This is a genomic window from Vibrio sp. 05-20-BW147 (assembly GCF_013369385.1).
Taxonomy (GTDB): Bacteria; Pseudomonadota; Gammaproteobacteria; order Enterobacterales; family Vibrionaceae; genus Vibrio; species Vibrio floridensis.
This window is the reverse complement of record NZ_SZTO01000005.1, coordinates 220,486-234,086: the sequence shown is the minus strand read 5'-3', so window position 1 is coordinate 234,086 and position 13,601 is coordinate 220,486. Positions and strand designations below refer to the sequence as shown.

The following is a 13,601-nucleotide window of genomic DNA, read 5'->3' as shown; positions in this document are numbered from 1 at the left end:
CTTCATCAATCCAGAAAGTGAGTGAACCACGGTTGATTAAGGCTTTGTTGTACTGATTCCAGTTCGTTGTTTTGTAGCGAGGTTTCGGCATGAGACTAGGGGAATGAACTTACTTAACCGATCAGATCGTAACCTTCTGATTTAGTTCCCTCGAATTACGCAACAAAGCCCCGCTTGCCTAATACTGGTGTCGCCTATCACTTTGGCTAAGCAAGGTTTTTACCTCGGTACCGACCAAAGCGTTTCGTTTTATTCCTATCAGAGCGACGATCTCGAACAAGATCACCTCTACGATGTGAGTCCTAAAAAAGTAGGCGTTGGTATTGGCGCGACATTGGGTTATCAATTTATCGATTGGTTCGCATTGGAAGCGGGCGTATCGTATTGGTTGGCTAACCCTATCAGCCAAACAGTGAGCTATTCCTACGCTGAAGGTCATCTGGATAAAGCGATCATTTCTTTAGAAACCCAAAGCCTTAATCTCAACATTGGTCCTAAATTTTCTTGGCGCGTGGCCAATAAGCTCAGCCTCTACGGAAAGCCAACACTGCACTACACCACCACAAGCACCGATTGGGATCAATACACAGCGTCTTATATTGACGACTCACTGATCATGACGACGAATGAGCGTAAAAAAACGCGCAATAGCTCGGTACACAGTGGCATTGAAGTAGGCAGTGAATGGCATTTCACACCACGCTTCTCGATGACGCTCTCCTACCAATATTTGACCGATGCACTCTACGTCGATAGTCCTGAAATTAAAAAAGAGTTTGATCAGCAAGCCATCAAAATTGGCGTGTTGTTCGACATCTAACGATGTGGCCACAAGGAGGTGGCGTATTTGATACTTGATACTAAGCAATAAAAAATAAGAAGCAAAAAGGAGGCCGCAGCCTCCTCAGTGTTGAAGCAGAACAATCGCTTAACGCCAAACGCCCCACTCACCCGTGGTTCCCGGCTCTTCACCCGTTGTCCACCATTGCGCAGTCCACTCACGACCATTGTGGCTCACCACATCGCCCGCGACATACACTTTCTCTTTGCTCCAACCGTTGGTAGGTAACGTTGGAGGCGTGGTATCCGCCTTGATCAACGAAAGCGCGTAGCTAAAGTTAGCACTTGGTGCATGCACTTGGTTAGCAAACACATTGCTGCTGTCGTACATGTAGTGATTCATCTCTTGATGCCAAATGCCGATGTACCAATCTTTATGCTGTTGACCATTAAATTGCCCCGCCAGCTCCGCAGCCCAAGTGCCAGTGTTGTTGGCAGAAATAGCCAATGAGATGTCCACCAGCTCAGCGCCCGTCGCGTCAAAGGTACGCAAGCGAACCGTATCACCAGATTCAACAGGGCCAAAACCTTGTGGAACAAAATAGCCAAGTACGCTGAGGTTGTTGCCTGGTTCCGTTGGTGGCTCGGTTGGGTCTGTTGGTGGTGTTGTGCCTCCGCTTCTCAAGGTAATGTCACTGCAGTTATAGAAACCTTCGCCAACCACATCAATGCGCTGCCAGCGCGTGTAGAGAATGGCATCACCACTGCGATCCGCCGGGAAGGTCACTTTCATACGGTAGCGTTTTTGCTCATCGACAAAAATGTCACCTGCGGTGTCAATTAGATCCAGATCATCCCAAGTCAACGGCAATGACGCATCGTAGCTCGGCTTGGTTAAGTAAAATTCCCAGTAAGAAGGGTTGTGCGGCGCTTTACCAAAGAACACCAGTTCAATTTGATTGTTCGCATCTGGCGTGATTGACGTGCGCTGCCAATAAGGTGAAGGGATGTTTAATCCCGCTTTGGCAGAATCGCCCGCAGAACAAAGCTCGCCATTCGGTACGATCGCTTTGACATGCGCCATATCGCGGTAATTCGGTACGTTTGCGGCAATTTCGCTGCGTTGCACAAATGGGTAAGCGCCAGAGGCATCAAACGCCGCCTGACATGCTTGGTTTGGGATCTCATTGGTCCAAAAACCGCCATCTTCATAACAGGTATTTTGTCTGGCACTTGGGTATTCAACCCAACCATGGGCCTGAACCTGAAAGGTGCTTAACGCGGCAAGAACACTGGCACCAGCCAGCGATAAAGAAAGTGCTTTTTTCATCCTATTTCCTTTTGTGATTGTCACTCCCTCTACGGCATACGGGAGAGTATACCCGTACTACTTGATGTCGCAGTGGCGTTGGCTACGCTCATTCACTGGCCGCCTACCTGCAACTCCCCGTAGTTTGGGTAACAGAACCTCTAACCCCGATCTTATTCGGGTGTAATAAAGCTAGCAGGATGTCTGTTTCATAGTGTGGATAGGGCAAATTGTCGGGTGTTTTTGTCGCGAGTTTGCTACCTGCTTTCCAGACGTTTTGTAGCACGGAGATTGGTGTAACAAACATTTTCGAGTCACTTCAAATTGACTCGGCAAGGTTTATGGCGGATTCGTTGGCAAGCCGACGGATTTGATGCATAGTGCAGAGCGGTTTTCTATGCGAAGCAGTTGTCTAAAGGATATTTTCTATGCGCAAGGTACTACTCACCGGATTTGAGCCATTTGGTGGCGAATCAATCAACCCCTCACTGGAGTTGGTCAAGCAAATGGCTTCGCGCGCTTTGCCGCAGGTGGAGATCATTGGCTGTGAAGTGCCTGTGGTTCGCTACCAAGCGATCGAGACAGTGCTGCAAGCCGTTGAAACACATCAACCAGATTTAGTACTCATGATTGGCCAAGCGTCAGGGCGTTGCGCCATCACTCCTGAGCGTGTTGCGATTAATCTGGATGACTATCGCATCGAAGACAATGCCGGCCATCAACCGGTGGACGAGCCGATCATAGCAACGGGCCCTGCTGCCTATTTTTCGACCTTACCCGTGAAGGCGATCACCCACGCGCTGCAACAAGCAGGCATCCCGTGCCAACTCTCTCACAGCGCAGGCACGTTTGTGTGCAATCACCTTTTCTACGGTGTTCAGCATCATTTGCACACACGCGCAATTCGCAGTGGATTTATCCACATCCCTCTGCTGCCAGAGCAAGCCAGTGCTTCCAACCAACCGAGTATGAGCTTAGAGACATTGGTACATGGCTTGGAAATTATGATGATGACCTGTCTTGAAACAGAACAAGACACCAAACACACGGGCGGAACGATTTGTTAACGCTCATCTTTCGGCGAATCCATCACGACCATGGTGGTGATGGATTTTACCTGCTCGCATTCACCCAGCACATCGGCGTGAAACTTCTTATACGTGACGAGATCTTTGGTTTCTACCCGTAACAAATACTCGTTGGCACCAGTAATGTTGTGGCATTCCACCACTTCATCAACGAAGCGGACGTGATCTTCAAACTCTTGCTGCGCTTTTTTGCTGTGCGATGCCAAACCAATCGACACGTAAGCGACAAAACCGATCCCCAATTGGTTGCTATCCAATACCGCACGATACCCCTTGATAACCCCTTTTCGCTCCAGCTCCTGCACGCGGCGCAGAGAAGCGGAAGGCGACAATCCCACTCTTTCTGAGAGCTCTACATTTGAAATTCGGCCATCACGCTTGAGGGCGTGCAATATTTTTTCGTCAAATCTATCCATAGTGAAATTTTCTTGCGCAGTGTCGGTTTGGTGATCAAATAAAAGCACAAAATTGCGACGATAACTACCTATGATTGTGTTGACCGGTCAGAAAACAATTATCAACGTGTAGGAGAGAAAAAATGGAGCTGTCTCAGCTCAGCGCCTTGGCGCTGTTTGCCTTTGTATCGACGTTTACCCCCGGTCCCAACAACATTATGTTGATGACCTCCGGCGCCAATGTCGGGTTTGTTCGTACCATTCCGCACATGCTCGGCATTACGCTTGGCTTTGCGGTGATGGTGATGCTCATTGGTGTAGGTTTGATGGGGCTTTTTCACAGCTACCCACTCTCGCACCAAATCCTTAAGTACCTCAGTTTGAGCTATTTGGTTTATCTGGCGGCGAAGATTGCTTTAAGCGGCAAAGCCAGTGAGCGAAAAGATTTTAAACCGATGAGTTTTTTGCAAGCGGCAAGTTTTCAGTGGGTGAACCCAAAAGGCTGGACCATGGCCCTGACGGCAGTCAGCGTTTACAGCACCGGGAGTCAATGGTGGGAGCTGGTTTTGATCGCTGGGGTATTCATTTTGGCCAATCTACCTTCGGTCAGCTTTTGGACTGCTGCTGGAACTCAGTTACAGCGCTGGCTCACCACGCATACGCGAGTAAAGAGCTTTAATATCAGCATGGCATTGCTGCTGTTGCTGTCGACTGTGCCGATGCTCAACTAACCGCAGAGAGAGAGTGACAGAAAAAACAAAGAGCCGAATCATCGGCTCTTTGTCGGTGTGACTTTACACGGTGAGATTAGGCGCGAACCAACGAGCCCCACAGGTCGTATTCGTCAGCGTGCTCGATAAGCACGTCCACCAACTCACCCGCTTTAAGGCTGGTTTCACCGTTGAGGTAAACCAAACCATCGATTTCTGGTGCATCTGCGTAGGTGCGGCCAATCGCGCCTTCTTCGTCCACTTCATCGATGATCACTTTCATGGTGCTGCCAATGCGTTTTTGCAGCTTCGCCGCGCTGATTTCTTGTTGAACCAGCATGAAACGCTCAAAACGCTCTTGCTTCACTTCTTCCGAGATCTGATCATCAATGTCGTTTGCAGCCGCCCCTTCTACTGGTGAGTATTTGAAACAGCCCACGCGATCCAATTGCGCTTCTTTTAACCACTCTAGCAGCATCTCGAAATCTTCGTCCGTTTCGCCTGGGAAACCAACGATAAAGGTTGAGCGAATCACCAATTCTGGACAGATCTCGCGCCATTTTTTGATTTGATCGAGCGTGCGTTCCGCACGGCCAGGGCGCTTCATCGCTTTAAGTACATTCGGGCTGGCGTGCTGGAATGGAATATCCAAGTAAGGCAGGATTTTTCCTTCCGCCATCAGCGGGATCAAATCATCCACATGTGGGTACGGGTAAACGTAGTGCAGGCGCACCCAAATGCCCATTTTGCCCAACTCTTCACTCAGCGCTTTGATGTTTTGACGCACAGGTGAACCGTTAGCAAAACCCAGGCTGTGTTTGCTGTCTACACCGTAGGCACTAGTGTCTTGGCTGATCACCAATAGCTCTTTCACCCCTGCGTTTTTCAGGCGTTCTGCTTCACTGAGGATTTCTCCCACTGGGCGGCTGACCAAGTCACCACGCATGGACGGGATGATGCAGAAGGTACAACGGTGGTTACAGCCTTCCGATATTTTTAGGTAAGCGTAGTGTTTAGGCGTCAGCTTCACGCCGTGGTCAGGCACTAGGCTGGTAAACGGGTTGTGCTCTGGCTTTGGCGCAAACTGATGCACGTGCTCTAACACGTTTTCATACGCATGTGGGCCCGTAATGCCTAAAACGCCTGGGTGCACTTCACGAATTTCATCTTCACGGGCGCCCAAGCAACCGGTCACGATCACTTTGCCGTTCTCTTTTAGCGCTTCACCGATGGTGTCGAGCGATTCTTGAACCGCGCTATCAATAAAGCCACAAGTATTGACGATCACCACGTCCGAATCGTGGTAGCTGTTGACGATTTCATAGCCTTCGGTGCGAAGTTGCGTCAGGATTCGTTCAGAATCAACGAGGTTTTTAGGACAACCCAAGGAGACAAAGCCCACTTTATTGCCGCCGCTTGGCGTCAATTCTTGGCTCTGTTGCTCGATGGTTTTTTTGGCCGTATCCAACGTTGTGGTTTGGTTTGGCGTAAACGTTTGAACTGTCATTACTTGCTTTGCTTCCAGTGTTGATTGGTGCCAGTCATCAGTGATCGAATCGCCACTGTTTACTGGTAAAAAATCGATAGCGAAAAGGCTTCTGTTGTTTGTTAAAAGCCGCTTAGGTATCGCGAGCGCGAATTATAACTGAGGATAAAAAATTGCATAGATCTAGAGATAGAATTTTGTGCAAAAAACAAACAAAAAGGGAGGCATTTTGCCTCCCTCTTGACGCTGCGATAAGGAACGATTAGCAAAGCTTATAGAACAGGGTCGACAGTGGCGGTAGGCGTAACACAATCGACTGAGGCAAATCTTCACTGACCACCGCTTCGCTCTTGACGTCTACTACAACCTCGTAGCCGCTGCCTGCGTATTTGCTGTCGTCGGTGTTGAGCAGCAATTGGTAGTGGCCTTTGTTTGGCACGCCTAAGCGGAATTCATCACGTGGCACTGGAGTAAAGTTACTCACCACCAAGATACGCTCGCCTGCTTCACTGATACGCTCATGAGCAATAATGCTCTGCTCGGCAGCATCTTGTAAACGCCACTCAAAACCGGCTGGGATGCAATCTTGATCGTGCAGCGCCGCTTGGTTGCGATACAAGTGGTTGAGATCACGCGTCAAGGCTTGCACGCCTTGGTGACGTGGGAAATCGAGCAAGAACCATTGCAGTTGGTCATCGTGATTCCACTCTGCTGTTTGGCCAATTTCCGCGCCCATAAAGTTGAGTTTTTTGCCCGGTTGACCATACATGTAACCCAAATACGCACGTAAATTGGCGGTTTGCTGCCATTCATCACCTGGCATTTTGTTGTGAATAGAACCTTTGCCGTACACCACTTCATCGTGAGAAAGCGACAAGACGTAGTTCTCACTGTGAGCGTAAACGAGTGGGAACGTGAGGGTATTGTGGTGGTATTTGCGATGAACAGGCTCTTCTTTGATGTAAGAAAGACTATCGTGCATCCAACCCATATTCCACTTAAAGCCAAAGCCCAAACCGCCCATAAAGGTCGGTGCGGACACGCCCGGGAAAGCGGTCGACTCTTCCGCAATCGTCATCGCATTCGGGAAGTATTTGTACACTTCCTCATTCATCCATTTTAGGGTGGCAATCGCATCGTAGTTTTCGTTGCCGCCATCCATGTTCGGGATCCACTGGCCATGGCTGCGTGAATAATCGAGATACAGCATCGATGCCACCGCATCCACCCGAATACCATCGATGTGGAACTGCTCAAACCAATACAGTGCGTTAGAAACCAAGAAACGGCGTACTTGCTCGCGGCCAAGATCGTAGATAAACGAGTTCCAGTCTTGGTGCCAGCCGCGGCGTGGATCTGGGTCGTGGAACAATGGCGTACCATCAAAATTGGCCAAGCCGTGATCGTCCGATGGGAAGTGCGCAGGCACCCAATCCAGTACCACACCAATGCCAGCTTGGTGACAGGCATCGACGAAGAATTTGAAATCATCGGGTGAACCATAGCGGCTGGTTGGCGCAAAGAGACCCACAGGCTGGTAACCCCAAGAGCCGTAGAACGGGTGCTCAGAGACAGGCATCAGTTCAACATGGGTGTAGCCCATATCCACCAAATAGGGCACCAACTCGGCGGCCAGTTCGCGATAATTCAGGAACTCACCTTGCTCGTTGCGCTTCCAAGAACCAGCATGCAACTCGTAGAAAGAGAGCGCTTCTTTGCGTTTCTCGGTCACTGGGCGAGTTTGCCACTGGGCATCTTGCCACTGGTAGCGGGCGTGATCGTACGTGACGGAAGCAAAAGACGGGTATTGCTCGGCGTAGAAACCCCAAGGGTCAGCTTTGTGTGGTAAGCCTTCCCCCTTCGGCCCTTTCATTTCAAATTTGTAGCTCACCCCTTCGGTTAACCCCGGAATGAATAAACCCCAAATGCCGTAATCAAGGCGCTGCATTGGATGACGTCGGCCATCCCAATCATTGAAACAGCCCACGAGACTCACTGCGGTCGCATGCGGCGCATACACCAAGAAACGGATACCTGAGATTGATTTGCCGTCGCGCTCAAGCGTTACAAACTGTGAGCCCATGTGTTGATACATGGTTTTCGGCGTGTGGAGATCGTCATACTCCGCGTAGATACCGTGGTATTGGTACGGGTCATCGACAAGTTGCTCGACGCCATTCCAATCGATCGCCAATTGATAATGGGTAAGATGCAGATTGAGATCGGCTTTGAGAATGAAGGCGCTCTCTTTTTCTCGCTCTAGCGCAATACGTGGTTGGCCTTCTAATACCAACGCCACCCCCGTTGCACCCGGCATCCAGACGCGCAATGCCCCTTGTGTTGGGTCAATAAATGGACCTAAAAATGCAAACGGCTCTGAACAAGCGGCTTGAGATAATTTCTCAAACATCTGATTCACTTTACTTTTTACTAATTTTTTCAAACCTTTTTTCCCTCGCCAAACAGCCAACGTTGTGAACAAAATCCTCGTTCACGACCGCGTACTTATTCTTGTTCATCCACAAGGTACGCAAATAATAAAAATGCCCGCTATTGGTGCGGGCATAATAACGGTACCTCATTCTACCATTTTACTGGTAAACAGAGAGTGACCCAGGCTGTAGTTTCTATCTGCAAATCAAGTCATTACATATGGGTCATCTCATTGAGTTCACTCTTATTTGCTCGCTTGCGCGCGCACTTCCGTTAAACGACGAGCGATTCGATTCACATCCTCACGGCTGAAAATCTCTTCAAGGTTCATCGACAATTTACGACGCCAGTTCGGGTACTCATCGACTGTGCCTGGGATGTTGACTGGGTTGTCCATTTGCAACCAGTCTTCAAGCTGAACACTGAGCAGCGCGGACGCGCCTGCTGCAACATGCAACTGTAATGCTTCACTTAAGTGCGCATCCATTGGCACATATTGCGCATCGTGACCAATGCCTTCTGGCAAGTAACCATGCCAACGCACGCTGTCCAGAATGCCTTGCTTGCATTTTAGGCGATCGTCGAATAAGCCATTGAGCTGCTCTTCGTTTGGATAAAGGCCAATTTCGCGACCCATTTTGAGGTCATCACAATGCCAGAAGCCGCGAAGCGTTGGCATATCGTGGGTACACAAGGCCGCCATCGACTGATCGGCATAGTGTTTTGGCGAAATGAAACCACCATCTTCTTTTGACGTTTCGAAGAAGAACACTTTGTATGAGTGCACGCCCGCATCACGTAGGATATCAACGATTTCATCTGGCACCGTACCCAAGTCTTCACCGATCACGCTGCACTGATGACGGTGAGATTCCAACGCCAAAATCGCTAGCATGTCTTCGACTGGGTAGTAGAGGTACGCCCCTTCTGTCGCTTTTTCGCCTTTTGGAATCCACCATAGGCGAAGAAGGCCAAGTACGTGGTCAATACGCAGTGCGCCACAATGTTTCATGTTGGCACGTAGCAGTTTGATGTACGCGTCATAACCGGTGGCTTGCAGCACTTCAGGGTTGAGTGGTGGCAGACCCCAGTTTTGGCCCAGTGGACCAAGGATATCCGGTGGCGCACCGATGCTGGCATCCAGTACTAGGTTGCCGTTATCAGCCCATGTTTCGCTGCCAGAATCGGCCACACCGACCGCAAGGTCACGGTAGAGACCAACAGACATGCCTTTCTCTTCAGCCAGCGCTTGCGCTTCTTTGATCTGGCCGTCGGCAATCCACTGCAAGTACATGTAAAGGTGCACTTTTTCTTGGTTGTCTTTGATGAATTTCTGCGTTGCAGCCGAATCAAAGCGGCGGTATTGCTCAGGGAAAACCGGCCAGCCCCACACGTTTGAATCTTGCGCGTGCAGATCTGCGTGCAATGCATCGAACGCCGCTTGGTGCACCAGGCTGTCACCGCCTTCTTCCACAAACTCTAGGAACGCGCGAGCACGATCGCTGTTTTTGTCGAGATGGCGAGTTTTAAACTCCGCAAACAGCAGTGGCAATACGCTCATTTTCAGCTCTGCCACTTCGGTGTAGTTCACCCAATGTGATTCGCGCGCTTTTTGCAGGCGCTGCTGGAACTCGGCGCTGCCAACTTTCTGTTGTGCTTCCGCACTGAGCGCAAACTCAGGAACAGAGCTCACATCGATATAAAGAATGTTCAACCAACGGCGAGACGATGGGCTGTATGGGCTAGCGCCTTCTGGGTTGGCAGGGAATAGCGAGTGGATCGGGTTCAGACCGATGAAATCACCACCGCGAGATGCGATGTCACTCACCAGCAATTTAAGATCGCCGAAATCACCGATGCCCCAGTTGTGTTGGGTGCGTAGGGTGTAAAGCTGAATACTTGGGCCCCAGAGCTTTTTGTTCAACTCTAGAGAATCTTGTTTGAAACAAGCGCGTGGCGTGATGATCAACGCCATTTCATACGGTGCTTTACGACGCTTACGGCTCACGTATAGTTTGTGATAACCCCAAGCCAAATCTTTTGGCAGGGCAAACACTAGAGGGCCACCCTCGGCACGTTCATCGCGAACAATCTGTGACTGAAGATAGCCTTCCAGTACCTCTCCTTGTTCTGTTTCTAAACGCCAGTTGAACTCGCTTTCACGCGCACTGGTGCCAAGATTCAGCTCCACTTCCACCGGATCGCCATCACGCAATACCAATACTGGCGCCAATACGTCTTTTTTGAGTTTTTTCTCAGCTGAAGCCAGTAGTTTTTCATCGCTGCTAGTGTCATAGCCAAGAGAGTTGAGCAGGCGGCGTAGCGTTTCTTCGGAGACCAATGCTTCGTCTCCCCAAGCGCTGACATAGCTGTCAGCTAATCGTGCCATTTCTGCGACTTTCTTTAATGCTGTTTGTTCTTTCATCGCTCTCTCCGAAGGTACTTCTGAAAACCTTCAATGTAGGGTTTATTTGCTGCTAGTCATTATCTGTAGATAAAGGACCAAGGCAGCCATTGGGCTACCTTGGTTTTGTTGATTAACGGTGAACAGCTTCGAGTTTCCAAATGTTGTTCACGTAATCGCGAATGGAGCGGTCTGAACTGAACTTGCCAACCAAAGCGGTGTTCAGAATCGCTTTTTTCGCCCAACCGGCTTGATCGCGGTACTGTTTGTCCATCGCTTCGTGCGCTTTCACATAAGAAGCGAAGTCTGCAAGACATAGGTACGGGTCACCGCCATCTAGTAGGCTATCGAAGGTCGCTCGTAGTAGGCCAGGTTGACCCGGAGTGAACTCTTCACCAAGAAGAAGATCCATCGACGCTTTCAGTAGTGGGTCTGCGTTGTAGTAGTCGAATGGGTTGTACCCTTTCGCTTTCAGCGCTTCTACGCCATCCACTTCTAGACCGAAGATGTAGATGTTGTCATCGCCCACTTCTTCACGAATCTCAACGTTCGCGCCGTCCATAGTACCGATAGTCAACGCACCGTTCAGTGCCATCTTCATGTTACCAGTACCGGATGCTTCTTTACCTGCGGTTGAGATTTGCTCAGACACATCCGCCGCTGGAATGATGATTTCAGCCATGCTCACGCGGTAATCAGGAATGAAGACCACTTTTAGCTTGTTACCGATACGTGGATCGTTGTTGATCTTCTCTGCAATCTTGTTCAGCGCAAAAATGATCTCTTTTGCTAGGTGGTAACCCGGTGCCGCTTTCGCTGCGAAGAACACCACGCGTGGCGCCATGTCGAAGTTCGCATCGTTCAATAGGCGGTGGTACAGAGACAAAATGTGCAGCATGTTTAGGTGCTGACGCTTGTACTCGTGTAGACGCTTGATTTGCACATCGAAGATCGCATTAGTATCGAGATCGATGTTCATGTTCTCTTTCACCCAGTTCGCTAAGCGCTCTTTGTTCGCCTTCTTAACCGCCATGTATTCCTTCTGGAATTTCGCGTCATCAGCAAACTTGGCAACACCTTCTAGCTGCTCTAGGTGCGCAGGCCAATCCGTACCAATCTTCTCAGAGATCAGAGCAGACAAACCTGGGTTACAGAATTTCAACCAACGACGTGGAGTTACACCGTTTGTCACGTTTTGTAGACGTGTTGGGTAAAGCTCATCAAACTCTGGGAATAGGTCACGTTTAACCAACTCAGAGTGGAGTGCCGCTACCCCGTTTACTGCGTAAGAGCCAATCACACACAGGTTTGCCATGCGAACCATGCGGTGGAAACCTTCTTGGATGATAGAAAGCTTCTGCTGCTTCGCAACATCACCAGGCCACTTCGCACGCACTTCTTGTAGGAAGCGGTGGTTGATTTCGTAAATGATTTCCATGTGACGAGGAAGTAGGTGCTGAATCAGAGATTCGCTCCACGTTTCTAATGCTTCTGGCAATAGCGTGTGGTTGGTGTAAGCAAATGTCTTCGAGCTGATCGCCCACGCTTCATCCCAATTTAGGCCTTTTTCATCAATCAGAATACGCATCAACTCAGGAATCGCGATGGTTGGGTGCGTGTCGTTCAACTGAATGGTTTCAAAGTTTGGTAGCGAAGCCAATGTGTGGCCAGCCGCTTCATGACGACGAAGGATATCGCGTACTGATGCTGCACTGTGGAAGTACTGCTGCATCAAACGTAGCGTTTTGCCTTTTTCGTGGTTGTCGTTCGGGTAAAGTACTTTGGTGATGTTGCCCGCGTCGATCAGTGCGTGCTGCGCTTCAAAGTAGTTACCGTTATTGAAGCTCTCTAGTGAGAATGGCGCAATCGCCTGACATTCCCACAAACGTAGCGGATAAACAGTATCGCTTTCGTAACCTACGATCGGTAGATCCCATGGCATGGCTTTAACGTGCATGCCCGGTACCCACTGACGACGCTCTTTGCTACCTTCGTTGATGACTTCCACGCGACCGTAGAAACCAATCTCTTGAGCCAATTCAGGACGAGCCACTTCCCACGGGTAGCCTTCTACACCGCGCCATGCGTCTGGCGCTTCTTTTTGACGGCCTGCTTCAAAGGATTGTTTGAATAGACCGTATTCGTAGTGCAAGCCGTAACCCACGGTTGGGAACTCTTGCGCCGCCAAAGAATCCATAAAACACGCTGCTAGACGGCCTAGACCACCATTACCCAATGATGGGTCGCGTTCTTCTTCAAGAAGATCCGTTAGGTTTTGGCCAAGCTCTGCCATCGCTTCGGTGATCTGCTCGTACAGACCCATGCTGATCAAGTTGTTACCGGTTAAACGGCCAATCAAGAATTCAAGCGATAGGTAGTTGACGCTTTTCGCTTCAACGATTTTTTTGTCTGTCTCTGTTGCCAGCAAATCAAAAGTCGTCAGCTCTGCTAACGCACGGCCCATCGCTAGATACCAAGCGCGGCTATCTGCGTTTTCAAGCGTGTGTGCATAAGTTGCTGACAGGTGTTTTTTAACACTTTCTTGGAACGACACTTTGTCGAACTGTTTCTGTTGAGTAGGTTTCATTACCGAAATCTCACTTTTGGTTCTAATCCATCTGCGATACATCGTGCATGGATGGCAATGAATAAACATCCTCCTAGTTTTCAGCCTCTACAGGAGGAGGGGCAAGGGCGTAGAGGGGGGATTGGGGGACGGTTAGTGATCCGCCTCTCACCTTTCCCACTCGGGCACCAGATTGCAGTGATTGAGATCACAGCCATCAACTAATAACTCTAGATGGCAAATATGACGCTCAGGTTGAAGTTAGATTTTAGAAAATTCATTTCTGCAAATTCGGTCACAATAAAACTTTCATTTATGAAAAATGTTGCAAGATATTGCGCAATGCCATTCTTGCTTAACGATTAAGATGGATAATTTATAGATCTAATTCACAAAATTGGGGCGTAGTTGACGTCAAAACAATCAACTC

Annotated in this window: 9 protein-coding genes; 3 read left to right on the top strand and 6 right to left on the bottom strand. The window is 49.5% G+C overall.

Annotated elements, in window-relative coordinates; all coding sequences use genetic code 11:
- Positions 1-202: 202 nt before the first annotated feature.
- A complete protein-coding gene (locus FC652_RS06275) occupies positions 203-820 on the top strand; it encodes an outer membrane beta-barrel protein (RefSeq protein WP_255199138.1) in 618 nt (205 codons plus the stop codon).
- 108 nt (positions 821-928) lie between these two features.
- On the opposite strand, the gene FC652_RS06270 is transcribed toward FC652_RS06275, so the two are convergent.
- Positions 929-2,110: a lytic polysaccharide monooxygenase gene (locus FC652_RS06270; protein ID WP_015727385.1), complete on the bottom strand. Its 1,182-nt coding sequence runs from the start codon at positions 2,108-2,110 to the stop codon at positions 929-931.
- Positions 2,111-2,517: 407 nt separating this feature from the next.
- Between FC652_RS06270 and pcp the strand changes: the two genes are divergently transcribed.
- The gene (gene pcp / locus FC652_RS06265) at positions 2,518-3,156 is read left to right on the top strand and encodes a pyroglutamyl-peptidase I (RefSeq protein WP_130193164.1); all 639 of its coding nucleotides are present in this window, start codon (positions 2,518-2,520) and stop codon (positions 3,154-3,156) included.
- Here pcp and FC652_RS06260 read toward each other — a convergent pair.
- Positions 3,153-3,593 (bottom strand): Lrp/AsnC family transcriptional regulator, encoded by a 441-nt coding sequence (locus FC652_RS06260; RefSeq protein ID WP_176297919.1) that lies wholly within the window; start codon positions 3,591-3,593, stop codon positions 3,153-3,155. The two genes, pcp and FC652_RS06260, sit on opposite strands and share 4 nt — an antisense overlap.
- A 122-nt stretch (positions 3,594-3,715) precedes the next feature.
- Between FC652_RS06260 and FC652_RS06255 the strand changes: the two genes are divergently transcribed.
- Positions 3,716-4,303, top strand: coding sequence for a LysE family translocator (locus FC652_RS06255; RefSeq protein ID WP_045623403.1), 588 nt, complete (start codon positions 3,716-3,718; stop codon positions 4,301-4,303).
- 76 nt (positions 4,304-4,379) lie between these two features.
- Here FC652_RS06255 and rimO read toward each other — a convergent pair whose 3' ends face one another.
- From rimO to FC652_RS06235, 4 genes are all read right to left on the bottom strand, one after another.
- Positions 4,380-5,789, bottom strand: a complete 1,410-nt coding sequence (gene rimO / locus FC652_RS06250) for a 30S ribosomal protein S12 methylthiotransferase RimO (RefSeq protein WP_045623400.1) — start codon at positions 5,787-5,789, stop codon at positions 4,380-4,382.
- 241 nt (positions 5,790-6,030) lie between these two features.
- Complete coding sequence (glgB, locus tag FC652_RS06245) at positions 6,031-8,178, bottom strand: 1,4-alpha-glucan branching protein GlgB (RefSeq protein WP_255199141.1); 2,148 nt, start codon at positions 8,176-8,178, stop codon at positions 6,031-6,033.
- Between the two features lie 267 nt (positions 8,179-8,445).
- A complete protein-coding gene (malQ, locus tag FC652_RS06240) occupies positions 8,446-10,626 on the bottom strand; it encodes a 4-alpha-glucanotransferase (RefSeq protein ID WP_176297917.1) in 2,181 nt (726 codons plus the stop codon).
- Positions 10,627-10,738: 112 nt separating this feature from the next.
- Entirely contained in the window at positions 10,739-13,192 is a 2,454-nt protein-coding gene (locus FC652_RS06235) for a glycogen/starch/alpha-glucan phosphorylase (protein WP_176297916.1), read from the bottom strand.
- Positions 13,193-13,601 lie beyond the last annotated feature (409 nt).

What these genes read in the sequence shown, in the direction of transcription:
- malQ (WP_176297917.1), bottom strand. Translation starts at nt 10,626, where the DNA reads ATGAAAGAACAAACAGCATTAAAGAAAGTCGCAGAAATGGCACGATTA.
- FC652_RS06235 (WP_176297916.1), bottom strand. Translation starts at nt 13,192, where the DNA reads ATGAAACCTACTCAACAGAAACAGTTCGACAAAGTGTCGTTCCAAGAA.
- FC652_RS06260 (WP_176297919.1), bottom strand. Translation starts at nt 3,593, where the DNA reads ATGGATAGATTTGACGAAAAAATATTGCACGCCCTCAAGCGTGATGGC.
- FC652_RS06270 (WP_015727385.1), bottom strand. Translation starts at nt 2,110, where the DNA reads ATGAAAAAAGCACTTTCTTTATCGCTGGCTGGTGCCAGTGTTCTTGCC.
- FC652_RS06255 (WP_045623403.1), top strand. Translation starts at nt 3,716, where the DNA reads ATGGAGCTGTCTCAGCTCAGCGCCTTGGCGCTGTTTGCCTTTGTATCG.
- rimO (WP_045623400.1), bottom strand. Translation starts at nt 5,789, where the DNA reads ATGACAGTTCAAACGTTTACGCCAAACCAAACCACAACGTTGGATACG.
- glgB (WP_255199141.1), bottom strand. Translation starts at nt 8,178, where the DNA reads ATGTTTGAGAAATTATCTCAAGCCGCTTGTTCAGAGCCGTTTGCATTT.
- pcp (WP_130193164.1), top strand. Translation starts at nt 2,518, where the DNA reads ATGCGCAAGGTACTACTCACCGGATTTGAGCCATTTGGTGGCGAATCA.